This is a genomic window from Thiospirochaeta perfilievii (genome assembly GCF_008329945.1).
Classification (GTDB): domain Bacteria; phylum Spirochaetota; class Spirochaetia; order DSM-2461; family DSM-2461; genus Thiospirochaeta; species Thiospirochaeta perfilievii.
In genome coordinates this window covers 317,747-343,501 of record NZ_CP035807.1, presented here as the reverse complement: position 1 = coordinate 343,501, position 25,755 = coordinate 317,747, and the positions used below count along the sequence as shown (strand labels likewise).

Genomic DNA, 25,755 nt, shown 5'->3' with positions numbered 1-25,755 from the left:
TATGGTAAAAGAGTATAGAAATGTATTTAAAGAAGCAGGATATTCAGAAGAAGAGATAGATAAAAGAGTTAATGATACTTTTGAAATGATATTTTATGGAGCTGATTCTTTTTTTTCCATGGTGGATGAAACTATGGGTTATATAGAAGATACAGGTAATAACGATGTTCGATCTGAAGGTATGTCATATGGAATGATGATGACAGTACAAATGGATCGAAAAAAAGAATTTGATGCATTATGGACATGGACAAAAAAATATATGTATATGTCCGAAGGTGTAAATAGTGGATACTTTGCATGGTCTGTTGGAACAGATGGAAGTAAAAATGCTTATGGTCCAGCACCAGATGGTGAGGAATTTTTTGCAATGGCACTGTTCTTTGCCTCACATCGGTGGGGTGATGGCGAAGGTATTTACAACTATTCTAAAGAAGCAAAAGATTTACTACATACCTGTGTGCATAAAGGCGAAACAGGAAATGGTCGATCAATGTGGGATGAAAATAACTACTTAATTCGTTTTATTACAGAGTGTGATTTTACAGACCCATCTTATCATCTACCACACTTTTATGAACTATTTTCAAAATGGGCTAATAAAGAAGATTGTTCCTTTTGGAAAAAAGCTGCTAAAGCTAGTAGAGAATATCTTAAAAAAGCTTGTCATCCTGTAACTGGACTTAATCCTGAATATAGTACTTTTGAAGGCGAACCATATTATGGAGATCAAGAGATTTTTGGCAGACATGATTGGTACTATAGTGATGCATATAGGACTATAGGTAACATTGGCCTCGACTATCAGTGGTGTAAAAATGACTTAGTCGATGGTGAATGGCATCAAAAGACGGCTAATAATTTACAAGTTTTTTTCTGTAAAACTGTTGGTGATTGTAACCGTGGTGTATATACAGTTGATGGTCAAATTTTAGATGTAAGTGCACTGCATCCTGTTGCCATAGTTGCAACAAATGCTCAGGCTTCTTTAGCATCTAATGGAGACTACGCTCTACAATGTGTTAAAGAGTTTTGGGACACACCCTTAAGAAAAGGGGAGAGACGTTATTATGATAACTGTTTATACATGTTTGCAATGCTTGCTTTAAGTGGTAGGTATAGAATCTGGTAATCGTTAAATAATATTTAAAACTAACCTTTCATAAAATAGAGACCTCAAATTATTAAAAGTCTTTATTTTATGAAAATTAATTACTTAAATGAGGAAAACATATGAATTCTTTAGCTTATTCAACAACATATACTTATTCAAAAGCGTATCAAAATGAAATTAATGAAAAATTCACCCCACATTGTGATAATTTAATAAAAATAATCATAACAATAGGAGAACCTTTTGTTATACGTATAAATGGAGGAGAAACTATATTAAGAAAAGGAGATGTTATGCTTATTTCTCCTGGAGTTATACACTCTACAAAAAACTTAACATCTGATGATACTTTTATTGTAAAAGCTGATTTGTCAGGTTTAGAAAATAGTTCAGCATTTAATGGAATTTTAGATAATATAACACCATTTTTAACTATTAGCCCTGATAGTAATCCTATAATGTATAATGATCTTAATAGAAAGGTATTACAGATTAATTCAGAATATAAATTTGATAAAACTTTGGCTCAGATAAGTACATACTCCCTATTATTAGATATTTTTATTCATGTTAAAAACAATCAAAATAAAGAAACCTTAAAAATCTATACTCCAGAAAAATATAATTATACAAAAAAATTTGCTGAAGTATGTGACTATATTAATAAAAATTGTACTGAAAATTTAACACTAGATGATATTTCAAAAGTTGCTGGAATTAGTAAGTTTCATTTTTCTAGGCTATTTAAACAATTTAACAATATAACTTTTCATAAATATTTAAATCAAACTAGAATTAATTATGCAGTATCCTTATTTGAAAATGAAGAAAATACAATTACTGAAATAGCTCTATCTTCTGGTTTTAATAGTTTATCAACTTTTATAAGAATTTTTAAACAAGAAAAAAGATGTACACCTAGGGAATATAAAAAGGCGCACATATCTTAATTACTTAATTAATCATTACCATCGTATGAGAACCATGAAAAATCTGCGTAATTTGTACTATTTGTACCATTACTAGATGTATACATTCCAATTGTACATCCCACAAATCCTCCAGCTTGTTCTGTTGTATAAGGTAATAATGATATATTGTTTTTGATAAGTATCATTTCATCCTTTTCTTTAATCCATATTTCAGCATTTTGATCAGAGGCTCTAAGAAATATCTCAATTATACTATTCTCTTTAATTGAAATTTCTGACTCAGCAATAAAATTATCAATATCTTTAATATGTTCAGTAATTCGAAACATGTTTTTATCACCAGATTTTAAAACTTCCATTCTTAGGTTGTTACTGTGGTTTTGATATAATACAAGACCTGCTGTTTCATTTTCTGTTTGTGGAGTAAAACACATACCTGTTTTTACATCAAACTTATAGTTTTTTTGTCTTATACCTAAATATGAAGCATTCTCTTTATTCGAAATAACCTCTTTTCGTGTAAAAAGTCGTAAAAAACCTTCTTTAGCTGATAAAGAATAGATATCCTCTGATCTTTTTATTATACCGAGTAATCTATCATCGAGTTTATCACCCCAAAAGTTAAAATGGTCATGATTGCTAAACTCATTTCCAAATCTTCTCTCTTCAAATGGTAATGTTACTTTGTCTTCCAGTTTACCGATTCCAGGATTAATTACTGGCCACTCATTTTCCCAAGTAACTTTTGCAAGAAATGTTTCTCGTCCCATACTACTATGTTTTTTACAAGGTCTTGATGCTAACATAACAATATACCAGTTACCTTCTCCATCTTCAACAAAATCACCATGTCCAACATAAATAACAGGATAATCAACACCAAGGTTTCTGTGACTAAATATTGGGTTTCTTGGACTTCCTTCAAACCATTTAAAGAGCTCTTTACTTCTTGCTATACTTATTGCATGTTCAGGACCTGTTCCACCTTCAGCATGAAGAAGATAATAGTACCCATTAATTTTATAGATATGTGGTCCTTCAGGCCAGATTACATCTTTTACTGCACCTTTCCATATAGCCATACTTTTACCTACTAGTTTCATATTTGCTATATCTAGTTCCTGAATCCATATTTCCCAGTCACCATTATACCGGACTCCTTCTGGGTTTGGTCTTGTTCCTACATAATAACATTTCCCATCATCATCAAAAAATAGGCTAGGATCAATTCCCTGGGCTTCAGCTCCAAGATAATATGGGTCTGACCATGGACCTTCTGGTTTTTCTGCTGTTACAATAAAGTTTCCACCAAAACTTACATTTGTAGTAATCATGTAAAACAGACCATTATGGTATCTTATTGTTGGTGCAAAAATACCTTTGGAGATTTCGCTTCCTTCAAAGGGACACTGTTCTTCCCTATCTAAAATATTTCCTATCTGCTCCCAGTGAGCAAGATCCCTACTATGGAATATAGGAACTCCTGGGAAATATACGAAACTTGAATTTACTAAATAAAAATCTTTTCCTACTCTACAAATTGAAGGATCGGGATAGAATCCTCTTAATATGGGATTTTTTACTGATACCACTGCTTAACTCCTAGTTTTATTTATTTTATTCAACATAACCAAAACCAAGTATTGTAAACTTTTTATCTTCATCACCATCTACAATACATATTTCGACATTATATTCTTTACTTGTTTTTTCATTTATTATTATTATTGGGTTACAGTGAACCCATCCGTTCTCATGGGGATCTGCTGTAAGTATATAGTTATCGTTAACAAAAACTTTAGCTTTAGCAACATCTGTCTCTCCAGAGTCTTTAAATACTAATAAAAGAGCTTTACAACTGATTGTCATTTTAAATGATGACTTGTTTTTATCACCTTCATACATCCAGTTATAAGGAAATTGAGGAACAGGTTCTAATTTATCATCCATCTCAACAGATTGTAAAACTTTATCTGTACCTGAAAATCCACCATAGGTAATATTAGATTTAATATAACTGTTTTTTCGATCAAGAAGTTTTACATTCTCAAAGGTTTTTCCTATAGCAGGATCCTGTTTTAATAATTCTAATGTATTATCTGCTGTTTTAGTTTTATTTGATTCATTTAAATTATTAATTTTATCAAATAGGTTTATAATACAATCAGACATTATTTTATGCCCTATATTCTGTGGGTGATAAATATCATAAAAGAATTGATTTTTGTTTAAAACTCTACCGTCTTTTTCAGTTAACTTAAACTGAGGTGTTACTGCGTCTAAAATACTTACCATTGGTAGGTTATAAAGCTCACCAACTGGAGCTAAACGTGTTTGTAGATTTTCATCATTTGCAAAAACTGAAAATAGTAAAATCACAGCAGGATTATTGGGTAACATTAAAATCTTACGAACAAGACTCTCATAACAATCACCTTTTGTTTCATCTCCGTAATCATTCACTGCAAACTCAACTACAACAATATCTGGAAATTGTTTATCCCGTATAACATCCCTATCGAATCTTATCATTCCTAACTCAGAAGGTGTACCACCAACTCCTGCTTTAATATATTTAACATTATCATTTTTTCCAAACCTAGTTTTAAAACCCAAATAGGACTGATAAGGGTAACAGGAACTGTTAATAGGAATAGCTCCAGCTCCCTGTGTAATAGAACCTCCGATATAAGAAACTGTAACATCTTCACCCGCTTTAGCTCTATTTATAACATCAATTAATCTTGATGGATTACCCATTGAAACTAGTGATCTTTCTATCATTTTTTTGTAATTTTTAGATTCAAAATCAATATCGTTCTCTTCTTGAACTTTAGGTGCGGTGTACCCATCATTTAGGAATAGTCTTACTGTTGCTTTAGCAATATTTTCATGTTTTTTAAATATAAATTTTATCTGCCCAGGCTCAAAATCATCTTCCATCCATTTTATATCAGATAATACGATTCTTGACTCTGCTCCATTAGTTCTACAAATAGTACTTAAAATAGTTCCACCACCATAAATATCTTTTTTACCGTACATTTGAAAAATAAATTCAATATGTTCTTCACTGTTATTTTGTTCAATAGATATTCCTATACTGTGAACAACGTCTCTAAAACCATCTACTGTTTTAAATTTTTCTAATATATCGTTATTTTCTATATTTCCAACTATTTTAGCACTATTTATCAGTCTGCCATCGTTCTCATATATAAATTGAATTCCGCTTCCATTTTTTTGTTTAGAACCAAAAATCTCTTTGTCCCTCATAATATAAAAATAAGGACGTAACTTTTCTGGATCTTTAGGTGCTTTTGGTCCACTCATTATTATTACCCCAATTTATTGATTAATTCAGGTTAAATAATAATGAGTTTACCTCTGTTTTACTTTCCAATTATTGCTTTTTTATACATTTATATTGCTATTCCAGAATGAATGAAGCAAGGTTTGCAATACCATCTCCTGCATAAGTAATATATAGAGGATGTACTCCATTTGGTATATTTATATCTGTTGTATACTCTTTCCAAACATTTGTAAAATCCACATTAATAGTAGCAAGAACAGGTCCATTAATTTCAGTTCTAATCTCAAAATTACCTTGACAATAACCTCTAACCTTAAGTGTTATTTTTTTAACATCTTTATAGTTAAAATATTTAAAACCAGCTGTTGCTGATTTCATCATGTTACCAATATAACCTATCTCTTCATCCCCATCTTTACCATCTTGAGTAATTATTGGGTATCTATTATCCATATAAGCGTTAAAAGGAGCATATATAGCTTCTTTATCGCAGAATAAATTACAAGCAATATATGTTGGATATTCACCTTTACCTACTAAAGGTCCACCATTAATACCACAAGAAGTCATCTCCACTTGTGCTATTTTACCATTTTTATCTACTTCGATTTTTTCGATACAACCTTGTCTACAGAAGTTACTACCATTTGTGTGTCTATGGTAAAAGACATACCAACTGTTGTTCATTTCCACTATACTACCATGGTTGTTTCCTCCGTAATATGCTGGAGTTTCTGCTTTTTTATATGTATCAATATGTAGGTCATTATTACTTACAATAACTCCCTGATATTCAAAACCTTTAAGGGGGTTTTTACTTGTAGCATAACAGAGTTCATGCATTACTATTGAGGAGTATACAAAATAGTAAGTATCACCTATTTTTCTGATAGATGCTGCTTCAAAGTATTCATGCCCTTCAAACCCTGAGCCTTCGCTATATGGTTGGCTAGGAACAACTATTTTAGGTTCTTCAATTATAGTTAACATATCTGAATCCAGAGCCATTCCCATAGCACCACTTCTTGATTTATCTGCCCTTGAGCAGAAGCCGGTATATAGGTATGTTGTATTCCCTTCAGTTAAAACACCAGGATCAAATTGTGGTTCATCACCATCTTTTTCTCCAAGTTTTGTTCCATCTAAGTAGTGTACATAACCGTGAAACTTGTATTTACCTGCTGGTTTATCACAAACTGCAACAGAAACAATTGGTAGTTTATCTAAAACATAAAATAGATAATATTTACCATCTGGTCCAACTGTAACATCTGGAGCATACAGACACATTGATGCATCTGGGTTTGCCGGATCATCAGTTTTTTTATATATTATACCTTCGTATCTCCAATTTTGTGGTTCGTTTACAGGTGCTGACCAGCATACATAATCATTTAGACAATACCCATGTCCGTTAAAACGATCATGGGATCCATACACATAAATTCTATCTTCAAACAGATATGGTTCACCATCTGGTATATATTCCCAGGATGGAAGATAGGGGTTTAATCCTTGTTTTAAATTATTCATCATAGGGGTAATGATAAAATAAGAAAAATTTTATGTCTTAGTAAATATTGCTAAATTTTGTTAAATATTAATTGATTGTTGTTTCATTAACTTTTTTCTGGTTTCTGTTGGGGAAATGCCATAATGGTTTTTATAAACCCTGGAAAAGTAACAGGGGTTACAAAATCCGGTTAATTCCGGGATTCTTGAAACAGGTAGATCAGTATTTAATAGAAGGTTTTTTCCTTGCTCAAGACGGTAATGGGTTAAGTGTTCTATAAATGTTTTACCAGTAAATTGTTTAAATAGACGGGAGAAGTGTTGTTCACTTAGTCCAAAGTTTTTACTAATACTCTCTATAGTAATTTTATTCATATAGTTATTTGTTACGTAATCTAATGTTCTTTTTATATCTAGAAGCCTGGAACTAATAGGTTGTAAATTACTATCCTGTATGTCTGAATTATAACGTAATAGTAGAGAGAAAAGCTGTATTACATAAGTTTTTATCATAATTTTGTAAAAAGATTTTGCTGTTGTGTCCTCAGTAATTATACTCTCTATTATTGGTAACAACAGTGTGTGTTGTCTGTTTCCGGGTTGTATTTGAATAGGTTTTGTCTTTATTTCTCCAGAGATTATAGACTTAATTGGTGTTAGTATTGGATCATCCTTTTCACTTAATAATAGATCTTTACCTAGTACAAGAACATAATATTTACAGCTACAATTTGTTACAACACTATGTAAATAATTTTGTGGTAGATAAAAGATATCACCTTTTGAACATTTTTTAGGTTCACCATTTATATAAAGTGTAAGTTCTCCTTTTTCAACATACATTAATTCAGAGTTTATATGCCAGTGGGGATGAGTAGTTAATCCAAATGATGTAAAAAGTATAAATGGGAAATCAGAGTTATTAAATTTAATATTCTCAAAATATTCTAATTGATGAATCAACACTTTTAAATCCCTTTAATAATGTTTAGATAAGACAATATTGTGATGGAATATTATCTTTTAAACAGGTTTATATTATGATATTTTGATAGTATAAGACATAATTATAGCTGTCAAGAAATATGTATTTTAATAATTATGCTATTAAAATAAGAGGAATTATTGGATATGAATAGTATACCTACAAACTTTAAATCTAGAAATAGTAATGTTACTTATGGAGAGTTAATTAAAATAAAATATAACTCTACTGTTGTTGGTAATGTTAGAGAAGCAAACGTAATATTACCTCCTAATTATGATCCTAATACAAAATACCCTGTACTTTATCTTCTTCATGGGATCGGTGGGGATGAAAATGAATGGCTTGGTGGTAAACCTGTAGAGGTTATTGGAAATATAATTAATAGTGGTGATGTTAAACCAATGATTACTGTAATTCCAAATGTTCGAGCAAGAAAAAATGATTCAGGTAATCCTTCTGATATTTTTACCAAAGGACATTTTGATGCATTTGATAACTTTATAAATGATCTACAAAAAGATCTAATACCATATATAAAAACTAACTATAATATTTTAGAAGGTAGAGAAAACACAGCTATAGCTGGACTTAGTATGGGTGGCCGGGAGTCTATATATATTGGTATTACCCTACAGAGTATATTTGGTTACATAGGTGCATTTAGCCCTGCATTCGGTTTACTAGAATATTCTAATAATAATGTTACAGAAAATGGTCTTTTAAACCAGGAAGGTTTTGTTTTAAAGGATGAGTTTAAAGATACATTAATTATAATAATTCACGGGGATGCTGATCCTGTTGTAAGAGATGAACCTTTTAAGTATCATATGGCCTTTGAGAATAATGGTGTAAAACATACATTTAAAGAGATCCCTGGGGACATGATTTTAATGTCTGGTCTAATGGTTTATATTTCTTTGTTAAATCTATATATTAATGGAATATATGGATAATGCAAATTGGCAAGAAGTTATTAAGATAGATGTCAATATCACTAATATAGAGAAAGTTGAAAGTAATAACTCCCAAGTTGTAATGATATCCTTTGATGGAACTGCAAGTGGTGAGTTTTTTAATGGCTCTATTTTACCAGGAGCTGTGGATACCCAAAAACAGATAAGTGATAAAATGCTCTCTTTGTCCGCAAGGTATATTCTTTCTGGTAAGGATTTTATGGATCAAAATTGTAAAATATTTATAGAGAATAATGGTATTGTTAAAGAAGGGGATAATATATTTTATGCTACACCTAAGATTTTAACAGATAGTACAAACCTAAAGTGGCTTGAATCAGCCTCCCTTGAGAGTCATGTTATACCCCATAAAAATGGGGTAGAGGTCCTTATCTTTTCTACACAATATAAATAATAAACAAATAAAATAGTATTAAGACTATAAATAATCCTTTTTATCTTACTGAATCCTATATTTGTGTTATCATAACTAAATTATATAAGTGGGATAATTTATGGCTACTATTAAAGAGATAGCAGATGCTGCAGGAGTTTCAGTAGGTACTGTTGACAGAATTTTACATAATAGGGGACGATTCTCAGCAGAAACTGCTAAGAAGGTCCAAATCTTGGTATCGGAGATGGGATATTCCCTAACATGCATGCTAGAGGACTTAAAAAATCATCCAAGCACTCATTTTCTGTAATTATCCCTGAAGAGAACCAGGATGATGGTTACTGGTCTCTTGTAATCCAAGGGATTAAAGAGTCTAGGGATGAATTAAAGAGTCTTGGTACATCCGTGAATATATATCACTTTGATAGATTTTCTAGTGAATCTTGTAAAGAAGCTTTTGATAAAGCTATTAATGATGACTCTATAGGACTTCTTATTACTCCTGTAAGACAGTCCCAGATTAAAGAATATCTAACCGATTGTAAAAAACCATATCTGTTTATCGACTCAGATATACCAGAAATTAAAAACAAGCTAACATATATTGGACAGGACTCCAGGAAAAGTGGTATGTTATCCGCTAAACTAATGGCGTTATTAGTGGGTAGTAATAGTAGTGCTAACATCCTTATTATACATCCTTATAGTGGGAGTAGTCATCTAGATGAAAGAATAGCAGGATTTATTGAATCAATAAAAATATATAAGCCAAGAATCAATATTACTACTTTTAAAATGTTAGTAGATAGAGATGAGGTAAAAAACTTCCTTAAAAAAAATATAACTAAGTTTGATGGTATTTTTGTGGTAAACTCCCTTGTTTACACCATAGCACCATTAATTGATTCCAGTATTCCTCTTATTGGATATGATATAATCCCACAGAATATTCATTATATAGAAGATGGTACAATAGATTTTATAATTACACAGGAACCTAAAGAGCAGGGACGTTTAGGTGTTAGAACCCTCTATGATACATTAATACTAAAAAAAGAGGTTAATTCTAATATAATTATTCCTATGAATATCATTACAAAAGAAAATTTATATACATTTTAAAAATTTTAACACATCTATATTTGACATATGCAATTTTTAGGATTAATATGCGTTATCGTTAACGCATATTAACAATAGGAGTTTATATGGATAATTCGTATGTAATAGGTCTAGACTACGGTAGTGACTCTGTTCGTGCTATTCTAGTGGATACTAAAGATGGAAAGCAGCTATCTGAATCTGTTTTTAATTATTCAAGATGGCAGAAGCAGTTATACTGTGTTCCTTCCGAGAGTCAGTTTAGACAGCATCCAAAGGATTATATAGAAGGTCTAATAGCAACAATCAGAGAAGTAATAGAAAAGGCTGGAGATGATGTTGCAAATAATGTAAAAGCAATTGCTCTGGATACCACTGGTTCTACTCCATGTGCTTTAGACCAAAACGGTACTCCTCTAGCTCTATTACCAGAGTTCGAGGAGAACCCTAATGCTATGTTTATTTTATGGAAGGATCATACTGCTATAAAAGAAGCAGAAGAGATTAATGCATTGGCTCATAGTGGTAAAGTTCCAGATTATACAAAGTACGTTGGTGGGATCTACTCTTCAGAGTGGTTATGGGCAAAAATTCTAAGAACATTAAGAGTTGATAAGAAGGTTAGGGACGCTGCTTACTCATGGGTTGAACATACGGATTGGATACCTGCACTTCTTACAGGGAATACAGAACCATTAACAATGAAGAGGTTTAGATGTGCAGCAGGTCATAAAGGTATGTGGAACAAAGAGTTTGAAGGTCTACCTTCGGAGGAGTTTTTTAGAGACCTTGATCCACTATTAACTGGTTTAAGGGGAAGAATGGGAGGTGACACCGTAACAGCAGAACAACCTGTAGGGACTTTAACAAAAGAGTGGGCAGAAACACTAGGTCTTTCTACAGATGTTGTAATTGGTGGATCTGCATTTGATTGTCACTTTGGAGCCGTTGGTGGAGGAATTAATGCTTTTGATATGGTAAAAGTTATAGGAACAAGTACATGTGATATTGTTCTTGCACCTAAAGAGGATTTCGGAGATAAGGTCATTAAAGGAATATGTGGTCAGGTCGATGGTTCTGTAATTCCTGATATGATTGGTCTTGAAGCTGGGCAATCGGCATTTGGAGATGTTTATGCATGGTTTAAAAGTGTTGTATTAGAGCCATCAATAGAGATCATAAATGGTAGTTCTCTATTATCACAGGATAAAAAGACTAGGCTACTTAGAGAGTTAGATAATAAGTTAATTCCTACTTTATCTAAAATGGCATCTAAACTTCCAACAGAAAATCATGTATTAGCATTAGACTGGATTAATGGTAGAAGAACACCTGATGCAAACCAATTATTAACAGGTGGTTTTACCGGTTTAAAAATTGGAACAACAGTTTATGATATGTTTAAAGCCTTAGTCGATGCTACAGCATTTGGAGCAAGAGCTATTCAGGATAGATTTGCACAGCAAGGTATAGATATAAAAAGAGTTATTGCAATTGGAGGGATTTCAAGAAAATCACCACTAGTTATGCAAACCCTTGCTGATGTTTTAAATAAAGAGATTATTGTAAGTGTATCCGATCAAGCTTGTGCATTAGGTTCCTGTATGTTTGCAGCTGTTGCCGCGGGTATATACAAAACAGTTGGTGAAGCTCAGGAGAAGATGAATCCAGGATACGACCTTAAATATTCTCCTAATAAAGAAAATGTAGATATTTACGAGAGATTATATAAAGAATATCTCTCATTTGGTTCTTTCGTGGAGTCTAAGATTAAAACTGCTGCTGTTTATGATGAATATAAAGAGCTTAAACAACGGTGTTACGATGCTAATATGGAGATTCCAAATAGGAATCTTGCAATCTATACCTTTGGAAATGTAAGTGCTTTAGATAGAGATCGTGGTGTCTTTGCAATTAAACCAAGTGGAGTACCTTATAACGCTTTAAAGCCAGAGGATATGGTAATAGTTGATTTAGATGGTAATAAGGTTGAAGGAAATTTGAATCCATCATCTGATACAATGACCCATGCAGTACTCTATAAGGCCTTCCCTGAATTAGGGGGAATTGTTCATACCCATGCAACACACTCTGTAGCATGGGCTCAAGCTTGTAGAGATGTTCCAATATATGGAACAACACATGCTGACCATATTTCTGAGAATATTCCAGTTACTGAAGTCATGAATGATGATAAAATAAATGGGAACTACGAAGAAGAAACTGGTTACCAGATCCTAGATATTTTCAAAGCGAAGAACTTAAACCCTAAAGAGGTAAATATGGTTCTTGTTGCATGTCATGGCCCATTTACTTGGGGGAAAACCCCCGAAATGGCTGTGTATAACGCTGCAGTACTAGAAGAGTTATGTAAGATGGCTACTATTACAGAAGCAGCAAATCAAGATGCTAAACCAATTAAACAGACTTTGATAAATAAACATTACCAACGTAAGCATGGGAAAAATTCATATTACGGACAGTAGATTTTTTTAGCACATACGTGTTCGATAACGCAAAAGGAGATAGGAATGAAAATATATAAAGATACGAAAATTTGGATGATTTCTGGGTCACAACACTTATATGGTGACGATACAATAAAACAGGTTAAGGAGCATACCAAGATTATTGCAGACTACCTTGGAACACAACAGATAATTCCAGCTGATATTGAGTATAAAGGAATAGTTACTACAGAAGAGGAAGTTACAAATTTCTTTATTGCAGCTAATAGTAGTAAAGAGTGTGGAGGTATTATGCTTTGGATGCATACATTCTCTCCATCAAAAATGTGGATTAGCGGATTAAAAACAGTAACTAAGCCTATTTTACACCTGCATACTCAGTTTAATAAGAATATACCGTGGAATGATATTGATATGGATTTTATGAACCTTAACCAGTCTGCCCATGGTGGTAGGGAGCATGGTTATATTAATAGCAGGTTAAAATTAAACAGAAAGATTGTTGTAGGTTTTTATCAGGATAAAGAAGTTCTTTCCGAAATTAATGTTTGGATAAGAGCTGCAGTAGCTCATCATAAAATGAAAGGTGCTAAAATATGTAGATTTGGTGATAACATGAGAAATGTTGCTGTTACAGAAGGTGATAAAATATCAGCACAAATAACATTCGGATATAATGTTCATGGTTATGGAGTAGGAGATCTTGTTGCTCTATTAGATAAAGTTACAGATGCGGAAGTTAATGCTGTTGTTAATGAGTACAACGAAAAATATCTAGTAGATGAGACATTAAAAGTTGGTGGAGATATGTTTCAATCACTAAAAGATGCTGCGAAACTAGAAATAGCTATGGAAAAGTTTCTGGTTGATGGAGGTTTTTGTGCTTTTACTACAACCTTCGAAGATTTACATGGTCTATGTCAGCTTCCAGGTCTAGCATGTCAAAGACTTATGGAGAAGGGATTTGGATTTGCCGGAGAAGGGGACTGGAAAACAGCAGCACTTGTAAGAACTATGAAGATCATGGGACGTGGTATGCCTGGTGGTACTACATTCATGGAAGATTATACTTATGACTTAACAGATGGAGATTCAAGTGTTTTAGGTGCTCATATGTTAGAGGTTTGTCCATCTATTGCAGGGAAAAACCCTGTAAAACTTGAAGTTCATCACTTAGGTATTGGTGGTAAAGATCAGCCAGTAAGAATGGTTTTTAATGGTGAAGGTGGTCCTTCATTAAACGCTTCTATAATGGATATGGGTAACAGATTCAGACTGTTAATAAACGAAATAGATACAATGGATGAAATTAATGATCTTCCTAAACTGCCTGTAGCAAGGGTTGTTTGGAAACCTCTTCCAGACTTTAAAACAGCAGCAAAGTCATGGATTTTAGCAGGTGGTGCACACCACACTAGTTATAGTAAGGATGTAACAACGGAGATGTTAAGGGATTATGCTGGGATGGTTGACATCGAAACTGTAGTTATAGATACTAATACGAACTTTATAGGTCTTAATAAAGAGTTACAGTGGAATGATTTATACTATAGTATGAAAGGATTTGCTGGAGGTAGAAATTAATTATTCAAACGTAAAATCACCCTTAAATAGTGTAGAATATCTACCTATATACAGTGTTATAACAAATATAAAATTAGCCCTAAACACTTCTTCCTCCTGTGTTATTAAAGCAGCTACAGGAGCCGGTAAAAGCAGTGTTGTACCCTTGGAACTTCTAGGGGAGGATTGGATTAAAGATCGAAAAATTATTCTAGTTGAACCAAGACGTATAGCAGCTAGAAGTGTCGCCAATTGGATGGCTAAAACCCTAGGGGAGAGTATTGGGCAGAGTGTTGGTTATAGAGTCCATTTGGATACAAAAGTCTCTGAATCTACAATTGTTGAAGTAGTTACAGAGGGTGTTTTTGTAAACAAGTTATTATCTGACCCTGAACTATTAGATACAGCATGTGTTATATTTGATGAATTTCATGAGAGATCTGTTGATTTAGACCTCTCTTTATCTTTGTTAAAAGAGTGCCAAGAAGTAGTACGGGATGATCTTAAACTAATTATTATGTCTGCAACTATAGATACATCACAAATCTCATTATATTTAGATAATGCACCAATAATTGAGAGTGAAGGTAGATCTTATCCTGTTGATATTCTCTATGAGCCAGGAACTAATTCTGATCTTCTATCCTACTCATTCTACTCAGATCTACTCTTGGCAGTAGTTAACAGTGTTATTGATGTAATAAATAATTACCAAGGTAGCATTTTAGTTTTCCTTCCAGGAGTTGGTGAGATTAAAAGAGTATTAACGTTACTTTCTAATAAGTTACCATCTGATATTTTAGTATTACCACTTTATAGTGGTTTAAGCAGGGAAGACCAGGAGTTGGCAATTGCCCCTAGTGATTCCACTAGAAAGGTTGTTTTATCAACCTCTATTGCTGAGTCATCTATAACAATAGATGGTGTAAATATTGTAATTGATTCAGGGTTAATCCGTCGACCTACATTTAACTCTAAAAATGGTATGGAGAGTTTAGAGACTATATTTGTATCACAGGCTTCTGCTGACCAAAGAGCAGGGAGGGCAGGAAGAACCAAACCAGGAGTTTGTATCAGACTGTGGGATAGTCATAAAAAACTCCAGAAGGTTATAGAACCAGGTATTCTTAGGGAAGATCTTACACCAACGGTATTAAATCTTGCAGCATGGGGATATGTTGATCTATCAAGTTTAAACTGGCTTACACCTCCTAATGTCTCACTATTTAATAATGCATTAGATCTTCTTGTAAGCCTTGGTTGTATAAATGATAGTGGAATAACAGCGAAAGGACGGACTGTACGTTCTCTACCTGTTCATCCAAGGCTTGGTTCTATGGTTTACGAAGCTAAAAAAGTAGATATGTTACACACGGCCACCTTTGTAGCAGCTATTTTATCTGAAAAGGATTTTATTAATTACCCTAACAGACTATCTCAGAGTGATATCTTCTATCGCTTAGAGGCTTGCCTAAACAGGTCAGTATACCCTGGGACTATTAATAAGTATGGCCTAAAAAGAGTTAAGGATTATGCTAACTCTATGCACTCTGGTAACACCGTTTCTTTTAATACTTCATCTTTAGGTAAACTTCTTATGTATGCATATCCAGATAGAGTTGCTAAGAGTATAGGGGAGGGTAGATTTATAACTATTAATGGTGTCGAAGTCTCCTTACTAGATCATGATACCCTATATAACTGTCCATATATTATTGTACTTAACTCGGGGGGAACAAACCGAATTAACAAGGTTTATTTAGCCCATGAGATAACGACCTCGGATCTCTATGATAGGTTTAAAACCACTATGGAATGGTCTTCGGAACTTATTTATGATAAAAACCGTTCTATGTTTAGGTTGCATAAGGAGTACAAGTTAGGTGCCATTGTATTAAAAAGTGAGACTCTAAATAAAATCCCTACCGATTTATACCAGTCTTTACTTATATCTTACCTATCTAAAAATGGATTATCTACTCTTAACTGGGATAAAAAGTGTAACAGCTTTGTAGATAGGGTTAATTTTCTTAATCGTATAGATAAGGATAAATTCCCAGACTTTAGTTCCACAGCATTGATAGCGGACTTAAACTGGCTTAAACCATTTATTACTAGTGGAGGGATCGATCTTTTATCGGCTCTTAAAGGATTATTGGGGTGGGATAGACTTAAACTAATAGATGAACTGGCTCCTACCCATATTGTTGTTCCAAGTGGTTCTAACATTCCTTTAGATTATTCTACAGGGGAGGTTATATTAAAGGTTCGACTTCAGGAACTATTTGGGCTAACTGTTACTCCTGTAGTGTACAATAACCAGGTTCCTATAACTATTCATCTTCTCTCTCCAGCCTCCAGGCCTATACAGATAACTAAAGACTTAAAGAGTTTCTGGGATAATACCTACATAGATGTTAAAAAGGATTTAAAAGGTAGGTATCCTAAACATCACTGGCCAGATAACCCATATCAAGCAACTCCAACTAATAGGGTTAAGGGGAAAGGCAAAAAACAGCGACATTAAAAGTCCTTCTAGTGCCCTTAAATCAAATAATTTGAATTTGTTGCATTAGTTTAAAATTCTATATACTCTATAACTTTAGAGTAAAATGATGTAAAAAAAGGAAAATAATTAGTTAAAAATGATTAAGGAGTATCTTATGAAAAAAAAATTTAATTTTATAATCTATAGTTGTTTAATAGTATTATTTGCAGCTATTTATTACCTATCACTTCCTGTATTAAATATTATGTTCTATGGACTTCCATTCTTTGTAACACTAATCGGTATTACAATTCTAATAGTAGAATCTAATAAAAATGGAATCCCCAATATCCCCGGGCTAATAATTACCGCTTTAGGCCTTGTTTTTTTAACAATAGTCCCTCTATTTACAACACCTGCAATTGGTAGATCAGACAGGTATATGAATATTATTGGAGAGGTCGAAGAGAGCTTATTTATAGAAGACATCTCCCCTGTTGATGTTGATAAAATTAGACTAGTAGATCAAGATATGGCCTCTAAACTTGGAGACAAAACAATAGGGCAAGACCCTGCCCTTGGCTCTAGTTCTTATGTAGGAAACTTTAATATTCAGACATATAGGGGAGAATTATATTGGGTTGCACCGTTACTACATAGATCATTTTTTAAGTGGTTAAGTAACAAAGAGGGATCAAAAGGTTATATTATGGTCTCTGCTACTAATCCCCAGGATGTAAGGCTAGTTCAGGATAAGGGTTTTATAAAGTATCAACCAGATGCTTATTTCTCCCAGGACCTTAAACGTCATATTTATTTTAATGGTTTTATAAATAAAGGCTTTACCGACTACACATTTGAAATTGATGATGATGGTAAACCATATTGGGTTATATCTCAGTATAAAAAAGTTATTGGTTATAGTGGTAAGGATGTAGAAAAAACTATTTTAATAGATGCTCAAAATGGAACTTTATCCTCTTATACAGTTGATAAAACACCTAAATGGGTTGATAGGATTCAACCAGAAGAGTTTGTTATTGATCAAGTTAATAATTGGGGTAAGTTTAAAAAAGGGTTTTGGAACTCTATTCTTGCTGAAGAGGGAGTACAAAGGTTAACACCTGGAATCTCCTTAGTCTATGGAAAGGATGGTGTTAGTTACTGGTACTCTGGTGTTACATCAGTAGGTGCTGATGATTCTACAATTGGATTTATACTGGTTAATTCAAGAACCAAGGAGTTTAAATATTATAAACAATCAGGTGCAACAGAGACTGCTGCAATGGGTTCCGCTGAGGGTAAAGTTCAAGAGAAGGGTTATTATGCAACATTTCCAATAATGTACAATATAGTTGGGAGACCTACTTATGTTCTTTCTTTAAAAGATAATGCTGGTCTAATTAAAATGATATCTATGATATCCGTTGAAGATTATACAGTTTTAGGAATTGGAGAGACTACAGAAGAGGCCCTAAGAAACTATAAATCTGCTTTAAAAAGAACACTTTCCGGGGCAGATATTAGGGAAAGTTTAAATATTAAGGCAATTAATGGAGTTATTGAGAGAATAAACTCTGATATTTTTAAAGGAGACTCTTTTTACTATTTTACTCTTCAGGGAGTTAAAAATAGAACTTTTACCCTAACTTCTCAGATTTCAAAGGATATAATACTAACAGAACCAAATGATTATGTTGAAATAAAATATGAGGAGTCCGATTCCGATATACTTGAAGTATCAGAATATATAAGAAGATAAATATAACCAGGGTTTTAACCCTGGTTAAATTATATTATAGAAGCTCTCCTTAGAGGCATGCTCATACATCGTGGGCCACCCCGGCCTCGAACCAGTTCTGATCCCTCTATTTCAATAACCTCAATTCCATTGTTTCTAAGGGTTTCATTGGAAGCTTTATTTCTTCTGTATGTAACAACAGTTCCAGGTGCTACAGCAAGTGTATTTGTACTATCGTTCCACTGTTCCCTTGCTGCAGTTATTTTATCATGCCCACCACTATGTAGTATTTGGACATCATCTCTGTCCAAAGCTTCATTTAATGCTGTTCTTAAACTATCTTTTGGTGTAATTTTTAATAAGCCTATTCCCTTAAGGGCAGGGGTTATCTTAAATATTTTTAATTCATCTTTTATTTCCGGGAAAATCGTGAACTTATTAATATCAAGCATTGTAAAAACAGTGTCCAGGTGCATATATGCTCTTTTTACAGGTATCTCAATTACAAGAACTTCTCGTATTCCAGACTCGACCTTAAATAAGTTTTCAGCCAGTACTTCTATTGCTTCTGGTGAAGTTCGTGCACTACATCCTACAGCTATTGCTTTCTCACTTAAAACTAGAATGTCTCCACCCTCTATTGAATCGGTATTATGGTAATTATACCACAAGGGAGGGGTAGAGGCTTTTATATCCCTGTGATATTTATTTATATATGATAGAGTCATTGTCTCTCTATTTCTGGCATGTGTCTTCATAGAGTTTATTGAAACCCCATTTCCTATAACCGTTCCTGGATCCCTAGTGAAATAGAGGTTAGGTATTGGGTTAATATAATATGGATAATCATCTTTAATGTAATAGGATAGGCTCCTATTAGATTTTTGATAGTTTATTACATTTTTATGAAGACCTGAAATAAGAATCTCTGTAAGTTCTTTTGAATCCCTTGATTTTAAATATTCGGTAATAACATCCTTCTCTTTTAGTTTTGATATTCCAGAGAAACCAATTATTTCAGAGATTATTTCATTTTTGACATGGTTTTCATTTAAGATCTCTTCAAGCATTTGATCATAATAGTAAACTTTACATCCTCTATTTCTTAGAGCATCAGCGAATGAATCGTGCTCCTCCTGCATTTTCCCCAACCACGGGATATCATCAAAAAGAAGCTCTTCTAGATACTGGGGTGTTAGTTTTTCTAGCTCTTTTCCTGGTCTATGCAGAAGTACAGCCTCAAGTTTTCCAACTTCAGATTTTACATTATAGAAAGACATTACGTTAATCCTTTTGAATATTTATATAGTAATATTATACTTCCATAGGTTAGTAATCAAGGAAATATCAAATCATTCCCACAATAGTAGCCAAACTGATTATATCAACTAGATGAAAGAAATTAACTTTATTCTTCTTGTATATGAAACTCTAAGAAACTAAAATAAAGTTTATGGAGTTAGTTATGAAAAAAAATATAATCTATCTACTTGTTTTTGTTTTTATTCCATTTTTAATAAATGCTCAAGCATTTGTTGATGTAGAGAGTGGATTAGCAATAACAGGTTATAACAATGTTAAAATCCCAGCTGAGGGTGGAACAGCTTTCTCTTTAGCAGCAGAGACTCCGTCAGGCCCGGTATTTGTAACACGTTTAAGAATAGGGTACACATTTAAACAGCACCATACACTATCTATTCTAGCTGCCCCATTAACAGTTGAAGGTAATGGAACTATAGATAATAATGTAATTTTTCAGGATAAAACTTTTCTAAGTGGATCTAATTTAACTTCTAGATATAGGTTCGATTCCTATAGAATAACCTACCGCTGGGATTTTATTAAAAAAGATGATCTATTAGCTGGTATAGGTATTACAGCTAAATTAAGAAGTGCAGATATAGCATTAATGGATGACACGGGTTATGCACACAGAGAGGATCTTGGAGTTGTTCCATTAATTAATTTTAGAACAGAGTGGTTCTTTTATGATAACTTTGGAATCTTGTTAGATGGGGATGCTTTAGTAACGCCATTTGGTAGAGCTGAAGATATAAATTTAGCCGTTATGTATAGTTCTAATAATAATGTTAAATATAGAATCGGTTACAGACTTCTTGAAGGTGGTTCTGATGGAGGTGGAAATGTTTATACATTTTCTATGTTCCACTATATAACAGCAGGTGTTACCCTAAGTTTTTAATATAAAAACTGTAATATGGATTTAAGAGAAAAAAGAGATGAGTTGTGAAAGAAAAAAAATAGAAATTAACGATTCTATGCAAAAAGGATATTATTACTTAACAGAACCAATAAATTCAAACTTTGATGAAGAGTTTAAACCTGAGTTAACCCCTAAACAGATGCTGGAATTAGGTGTTTTTGGGGGTAAATACTTAAATGATTGTACTGATGAGTTTCCATCTTCATGGTATGAAAATGCTAAACTTTCCAGTGGTAAAAAGGATATATCCTTAAACTATTTTCAAGTTGATGCATCACAACCTTTAAAAACATGGGAATTAAAGGGGTGGTTACATCCAGCTGATCCAAGAGGATGGTTCCAATGGTACTGTAGATACTATTATGGTAGAAGGCTTCCTGAAGAGGATTCTAGGCAGATTAAGAGGTGGAAAGCTTTTAGGCGTCATATAGGAGCTATTAAAAAAAATTGTGAACCAAGAGATTTATCATGTCGAAAAAAGCAGAGACAGGCACTTCTTCATTGGGCGTATGATAGCAGAAATATATAACTGCAAAGGAATAAAGGTAAAATAAGCAAAATGTCTATATTTATAAATCGTGTACTTAATATGAAACATATAAAATTAATTGGTTTCGATATGGACTATACATTAGTTCGGTATAATACAGAAAAGTTTGAAGAGTTAACCCATAACTTAGCATCAAGAAAACTTGTTGAATCTTTTGATTATCCTAAAAAACTAATTAATCTAAAATTTGACTTTAAAAGAGCGATTGTTGGGCTTGTTACAGATGTGAGAAATGGAAATCTATTACAGGTTAGCCGGCATGGAAAGGTTAAAATAGCATATCATGGCCTTAATCTTTTGGACTTTAAAAAACAAAAAGATATTTACCAGGATATGGCAATAGATTTAAGGTCACCTGATTTTAAAAGTCTTGATACTAGTTTTGCAATATCAAATGGAGTTCTATTCTCCCAACTTGTCCAGTTAAAAAGTGAAGGGGTAGAACTTCCATCCTATAAACAGATTGCAGATGATATTAACAACGCAATTGATATTCTACATCAAGATGATAGCTTAAAATCTATTATTACAAATAATTTTAATAAATATGTAATTAAAGATCCCGATGTCACTAGAATGCTTGAAAGATATATAGATTATGGTAAGAAGCTAATGATTATTACAAACTCTGATTATGGGTATACTAAGAAACTTTTAGACTATGCAATAAATCCATATCTTCAGAATCATAAAAAATGGCAGGATGTATTTGAGTTAGTAATAACCTATGCAGATAAACCTCGTTTTTTCAAACAGCAGTCACGTTTTTTAAAGATTGATCCCCAAACTGGTTTAATGAGTAATCATGAAGGTAGAGTTGATAAAGGTATATTTCAAGGCGGGTGGTTTGGAAAACTCCAGAAGGATTTAGGTTATTCTGGTAGTGAAATACTCTATCTTGGGGATCATATCTACGGAGATGTTGTCTCAATAAAAAAGAGATGTAACTGGCGAACCGCTCTGGTTTTAGGTGATCTTGAATCTGAAATAAATAGTTTAAAAGAAGCTGCTCCTGTTCAGAAAAAAATTGAAGATCTAATGGGAGAGAAGCAAAAACTAGAGGTAGAGATTAATAAACTGGATACAATGCGATATGAAGGAAAAAAAGTTAATTATTCCCAGATCAATAAACATTTTGAAAAGATGGATGCTTTAAATATAAAGATCTCTGATAATTTGCAAAAGTATAAAACTTTTTTTAATCCTTACTGGGGAGAGATTCTAAGAGCAGGTTATGATGAAAGTCGATATGCAGAATTAGTTGAAAAATACGCTTGTATTTATATGACTAAAGTTTCTGATCTATTTAAATACTCCCCTAAAATTTATTTTAGACCATATCATAGAACAATGCCCCATGAAGAGATCGCATTTACAGACATATTGAAAAAGTGCTAAATAATCTCGTGGATCAAGTTTAGATCCACGAGGTTTAGTATCATAATCTTCTAGTTGTTATATAACTGGTTACTAGGAATGTTCCTGAACCTATTAATGCCCATAAAATCCCTCCAAACTGAAACAAAAGTCCAGATAATAGTGTTCCTATAAGTCTTCCAAAAGCATTTGCCATATAATAAAACCCTACATTAGCAGCAGCCTTATCACCATGAGAATAATCAAGAACAAGGAATGAGTGTACCGAAGAGTTTAAGGCAAAAACAAAACCAAAGATAATTAAACCTATTGTTATTGTAAGTTTGATATAGAAATTCAGTTCAAAAAGTAAAATAATAAGAACCATAACTATAGCTAGTAATAGAGAGATGGTTTTAGCGACTCTACTGTTAGGAGCTTCATCCTTAGTCCAGTACCTTAGAATTGTGGGGGCTAACCCCTGAACTAATCCATACCCTATAACCCAGCTAGCCATAAATGCACCTACCTGAGAATGACTCCACTTAAAGTAGGTCGAGAAAAATACTGGTAGGGCTACTACAAACCATATATCCCTAGAAGCAAATAAAAATACTCTAGCACCAGATAGTAACTTAAGAGGTCTACTTATATCAAAAAGCTTCTTAAAACATATTTTACTTTTTGTTTCTCCTATATTTTGTGGTAAAAGGAAAAGGGATAGAATTAATACAATTATAATTAAAGCACTTAAAATCCAAAGTCCGTACTTAAAACCAACTGCTTGTAAAAGTATACCTCCAACAAAAAAACCAAATCCTTTTATTGCATTTTTTGATCCTGTTAGAATCGAAACCATTTTAAACAGCTTTGAACTCTCATCTTTAGGCACTAGAAATTTAATAGATGTTTTAGAACTCATCTTGGTTAAATCTTTTGATATTCCAGATATTGCCTGTACTATCATCACAAAAGGGATCGCAAAAGCAGGATTCCAGTTACTATTCATAAAAGAGAGTGTAACTAGGGCTATAGGTTGAATAGCTAGTCCTAAAATTAGAGTGAATTTTAAACCCTTAAATTGTGCTAACCACCCACCAAAAAGGTTCGTTATTACTCCAAATACCTCATAGAAAAGAAATAAAAATGCTAAGGTAACAGGGGAGTATCCTAGGTTATGAAAGTATAACAGTACTAACATTCTAAGGGCACCATCTGTAAGCATAAATGCCCAGTAAGCCCCAGTTACTACTATGTAAGACCCTAACTTTTTCATATTGATCTCGCTATCTTAGAGCAAAAATCAGCCATTCTATTAACATAACCAATTTCGTTATCATACCACGCTAATATTTTAACCTGGGTTTTGTTAATTACTATTGTTGATAGTCCATCTATAATCGAAGATCTAATGTCATCTTTATAATCTACTGATACTAAAGGTCTCTCTTCATAACCAAGTATTCCTTCTAAATAAGACTCTGAAGCCTCTTTTAATAGAGAGTTTACCTCTTCTTTACTTGTCTCTCTATTTACTTCAAAAACGCAGTCTGTTAACGATGCATTAAGTAGTGGTACCCGTACAGCAAGCCCATTTAATTTACCTTTTAATTCTGGGTATATCATTGTTATTGCAGTAGCGGAACCAGTAGTAGTTGGAATTAGTGATTGGCTACAAGCCCTTGCTCTTCTTAGGTCCTTATGTGGTGCATCAATTATAGTTTGTGTATTAGTAATGTCATGTATTGTAGTCATTGAACCATGTTTGATTCCAAGTTTTTCGTTTATAACTTTAACAACAGGAGCTAAGCAGTTTGTTGTACAGGATGCAGAGGTTACTAAATTATGTTCTGTCGGATTATACAGATTATCATTTATTCCATATACAACATTTAATGCTCTACCTTTAACAGGTGCAGATACTAATACAGTATTAACTCCGTTATCGTAGTAGGGTTTAAGAGACTCTTCATCTTTAAACACTCCACTACACTCAACTACAATATCAATATCTTTAACATCTATATCAATAGGAGATTTTGCATTACTAAATTTAATGCTTTTCCCATCTACTAAAATTTCAGTATCATTAAACTTTATATCTCTTTTCCAAGTCCCATGTATAGAATCAAACTCTAGTAGATGAGCTGCAGTTTTAGGACCACCCTTTAACTCATTTATTGCAATTATTTCGAACTCACTTCTATCAAATGCTGCTCTAAAAAAGAGTCGACCCATTCTTCCAAAACCGTTAATTAGTACTCTCTTTGTCATGTAATATCTCCTATAATTCTGGAAACTCTTCCAGTAGTTTTTGTAATTTAATCTCTATCTGATCTCTAACATCTCTAAAAACTTCAACTGTATCCTCTTTTGTCCCTTTAAAAGAGACAGGATCTTTAAATGGCATAAATATTTTACTCTTAGAAAAAGGGAATAGGTAAGGGCACTCTTTTTCTGCTTTATCACATACAAATATAACAATGTCTATAGCATCGTCTCCCACATACTCTTTAATTGATTTAGGATACTGTTTTGATATATCTATACCTTTTTCTTTCATTACTGATATTGCAAGGGGGTGTATCTCTTTACTAGGAACAGTACCTGCACTAAAAGATTTAACATTGTATGTTTCTGACTGTTTATTTATAAAACCTTCTGCCATCTGACTTCTACAACTATTTCCCGTACATAAAAATAGTATTTTAATTGGATTTTTTAACTTTCCCTGTTTTTTTCCACATTGTTTAAGAAGAGTTTCTACGTTTGGTAAAAGACTTTTTATTAATTGATTATTTAGTAGGTAAGTAATAGTAGTTCCATCACTTTCTGTTTCGACCCAATTATCCTTTGTTAGAACTGATATATGCTGCAGAACAGTTGTTCTAGCTAATGGTATCTGATCAACAATCTTATTTGATGTTAATGCACCTTGTGTAGATAGAAGTTTTAAAATTCTTATTCTAGCAGGGTGGCTTAAGAGTTTTCCAACATTAGCTAAATTAATTTCATCATTCATAAAATCTAACATATGATTTATTGTGACGTA

At 32.9% G+C, this 25,755-nt stretch carries 21 protein-coding genes; 13 read left to right on the top strand and 8 right to left on the bottom strand.

Features of this window, described 5'->3' with window-relative positions:
• The first annotated feature begins 1 nt into the window (after position 1).
• Positions 2-1,132, top strand: coding sequence for a family 8 glycosyl hydrolase (locus EW093_RS01550; protein WP_149566699.1), 1,131 nt, complete (start codon positions 2-4; stop codon positions 1,130-1,132).
• Positions 1,133-1,233: 101 nt separating this feature from the next.
• Positions 1,234-2,064, top strand: a complete 831-nt coding sequence (locus tag EW093_RS01545) for an AraC family transcriptional regulator (RefSeq protein WP_149566698.1) — start codon at positions 1,234-1,236, stop codon at positions 2,062-2,064.
• A gap of 8 nt (positions 2,065-2,072) precedes the next feature.
• Here the strand turns inward: EW093_RS01545 and EW093_RS01540 are convergent, their stop codons facing one another.
• From EW093_RS01540 to EW093_RS01525, 4 genes are all read right to left on the bottom strand, one after another.
• Entirely contained in the window at positions 2,073-3,638 is a 1,566-nt protein-coding gene (locus EW093_RS01540; protein ID WP_149566697.1) for a glycoside hydrolase family 43 protein, read from the bottom strand.
• A 25-nt stretch (positions 3,639-3,663) separates the two neighbouring features.
• Positions 3,664-5,379 carry an SGNH/GDSL hydrolase family protein gene (locus EW093_RS01535; protein WP_149566696.1) on the bottom strand — a complete coding sequence of 572 codons (1,716 nt, stop codon included), beginning with the start codon at positions 5,377-5,379 and terminating at the stop codon, positions 3,664-3,666.
• Positions 5,380-5,476: 97 nt separating this feature from the next.
• On the bottom strand, positions 5,477-6,898 hold the full coding sequence (locus EW093_RS01530) for a family 43 glycosylhydrolase (RefSeq protein WP_246745060.1): 1,422 nt from the start codon (positions 6,896-6,898) through the stop codon (positions 5,477-5,479).
• A 57-nt stretch (positions 6,899-6,955) separates the two neighbouring features.
• Positions 6,956-7,840 (bottom strand): AraC family transcriptional regulator, encoded by an 885-nt coding sequence (locus tag EW093_RS01525; RefSeq protein WP_149566695.1) that lies wholly within the window; start codon positions 7,838-7,840, stop codon positions 6,956-6,958.
• Positions 7,841-8,005: 165 nt separating this feature from the next.
• Here EW093_RS01525 and EW093_RS01520 point away from each other — a divergent pair, with 165 nt between their 5' ends.
• The 8 genes from EW093_RS01520 to EW093_RS01485 all read left to right on the top strand — a co-directional run bounded on the left by EW093_RS01520 (position 8,006) and on the right by EW093_RS01485 (position 18,594).
• Positions 8,006-8,815, top strand: coding sequence for an alpha/beta hydrolase (locus EW093_RS01520; protein ID WP_149566694.1), 810 nt, complete (start codon positions 8,006-8,008; stop codon positions 8,813-8,815).
• A complete protein-coding gene (locus EW093_RS01515) occupies positions 8,808-9,230 on the top strand; it encodes a DUF3237 family protein (protein WP_187759781.1) in 423 nt (140 codons plus the stop codon). Before EW093_RS01520 ends, EW093_RS01515 begins: the two co-directional genes overlap by 8 nt.
• Before the next feature lie 100 nt (positions 9,231-9,330).
• Entirely contained in the window at positions 9,331-9,522 is a 192-nt protein-coding gene (locus EW093_RS18015) for a helix-turn-helix domain-containing protein (protein ID WP_149566692.1), read from the top strand.
• On the top strand, positions 9,474-10,334 hold the full coding sequence (locus tag EW093_RS01505) for a sugar ABC transporter substrate-binding protein (protein ID WP_149566691.1): 861 nt from the start codon (positions 9,474-9,476) through the stop codon (positions 10,332-10,334). The genes EW093_RS18015 and EW093_RS01505 overlap by 49 nt, the downstream gene beginning before the upstream one ends.
• Positions 10,335-10,420: 86 nt before the next feature.
• Positions 10,421-12,799 carry a ribulokinase gene (locus EW093_RS01500; RefSeq protein WP_149566690.1) on the top strand — a complete coding sequence of 793 codons (2,379 nt, stop codon included), beginning with the start codon at positions 10,421-10,423 and terminating at the stop codon, positions 12,797-12,799.
• A gap of 45 nt (positions 12,800-12,844) precedes the next feature.
• The gene (gene araA / locus EW093_RS01495; RefSeq protein WP_149566689.1) at positions 12,845-14,365 is read left to right on the top strand and encodes an L-arabinose isomerase; all 1,521 of its coding nucleotides are present in this window, start codon (positions 12,845-12,847) and stop codon (positions 14,363-14,365) included.
• Positions 14,346-16,871 carry an ATP-dependent helicase HrpB gene (gene hrpB / locus EW093_RS01490; RefSeq protein WP_149566688.1) on the top strand — a complete coding sequence of 842 codons (2,526 nt, stop codon included), beginning with the start codon at positions 14,346-14,348 and terminating at the stop codon, positions 16,869-16,871. Before araA ends, hrpB begins: the two co-directional genes overlap by 20 nt.
• Positions 16,872-17,007: 136 nt before the next feature.
• On the top strand, positions 17,008-18,594 hold the full coding sequence (locus EW093_RS01485) for a hypothetical protein (protein WP_149566687.1): 1,587 nt from the start codon (positions 17,008-17,010) through the stop codon (positions 18,592-18,594).
• Between the two features lie 29 nt (positions 18,595-18,623).
• Here the strand turns inward: EW093_RS01485 and EW093_RS01480 are convergent, their stop codons facing one another.
• Positions 18,624-19,853, bottom strand: coding sequence for an arginine deiminase (locus EW093_RS01480; RefSeq protein WP_149566686.1), 1,230 nt, complete (start codon positions 19,851-19,853; stop codon positions 18,624-18,626).
• Between the two features lie 185 nt (positions 19,854-20,038).
• On the opposite strand from EW093_RS01480, the gene EW093_RS01475 reads away from it, so the two are divergent.
• From EW093_RS01475 to EW093_RS01465, 3 genes are read left to right on the top strand one after another with little or no spacing between them, the layout of a single operon-like run.
• A complete protein-coding gene (locus tag EW093_RS01475) occupies positions 20,039-20,776 on the top strand; it encodes a hypothetical protein (RefSeq protein WP_149566685.1) in 738 nt (245 codons plus the stop codon).
• Positions 20,777-20,813: 37 nt separating this feature from the next.
• Positions 20,814-21,326 (top strand): hypothetical protein, encoded by a 513-nt coding sequence (locus EW093_RS01470; RefSeq protein ID WP_149566684.1) that lies wholly within the window; start codon positions 20,814-20,816, stop codon positions 21,324-21,326.
• Between the two features lie 30 nt (positions 21,327-21,356).
• Positions 21,357-22,745 carry an HAD-IG family 5'-nucleotidase gene (locus EW093_RS01465; protein ID WP_149566683.1) on the top strand — a complete coding sequence of 463 codons (1,389 nt, stop codon included), beginning with the start codon at positions 21,357-21,359 and terminating at the stop codon, positions 22,743-22,745.
• Between the two features lie 40 nt (positions 22,746-22,785).
• Here the strand turns inward: EW093_RS01465 and arsJ are convergent, their stop codons facing one another.
• Genes arsJ through EW093_RS01450 form a run of 3 tightly spaced genes read right to left on the bottom strand, consistent with a single transcriptional unit; the run spans position 22,786 to position 25,725 of the window.
• Positions 22,786-23,979 (bottom strand): organoarsenical effux MFS transporter ArsJ, encoded by a 1,194-nt coding sequence (gene arsJ, locus EW093_RS01460; RefSeq protein ID WP_149566682.1) that lies wholly within the window; start codon positions 23,977-23,979, stop codon positions 22,786-22,788.
• Positions 23,976-24,977 (bottom strand): ArsJ-associated glyceraldehyde-3-phosphate dehydrogenase, encoded by a 1,002-nt coding sequence (locus EW093_RS01455; protein WP_149566681.1) that lies wholly within the window; start codon positions 24,975-24,977, stop codon positions 23,976-23,978. Before EW093_RS01455 ends, arsJ begins: the two co-directional genes overlap by 4 nt.
• A gap of 10 nt (positions 24,978-24,987) precedes the next feature.
• A complete protein-coding gene (locus tag EW093_RS01450; RefSeq protein ID WP_187759779.1) occupies positions 24,988-25,725 on the bottom strand; it encodes an arsenate reductase/protein-tyrosine-phosphatase family protein in 738 nt (245 codons plus the stop codon).
• Positions 25,726-25,755: the final 30 nt, after the last annotated feature.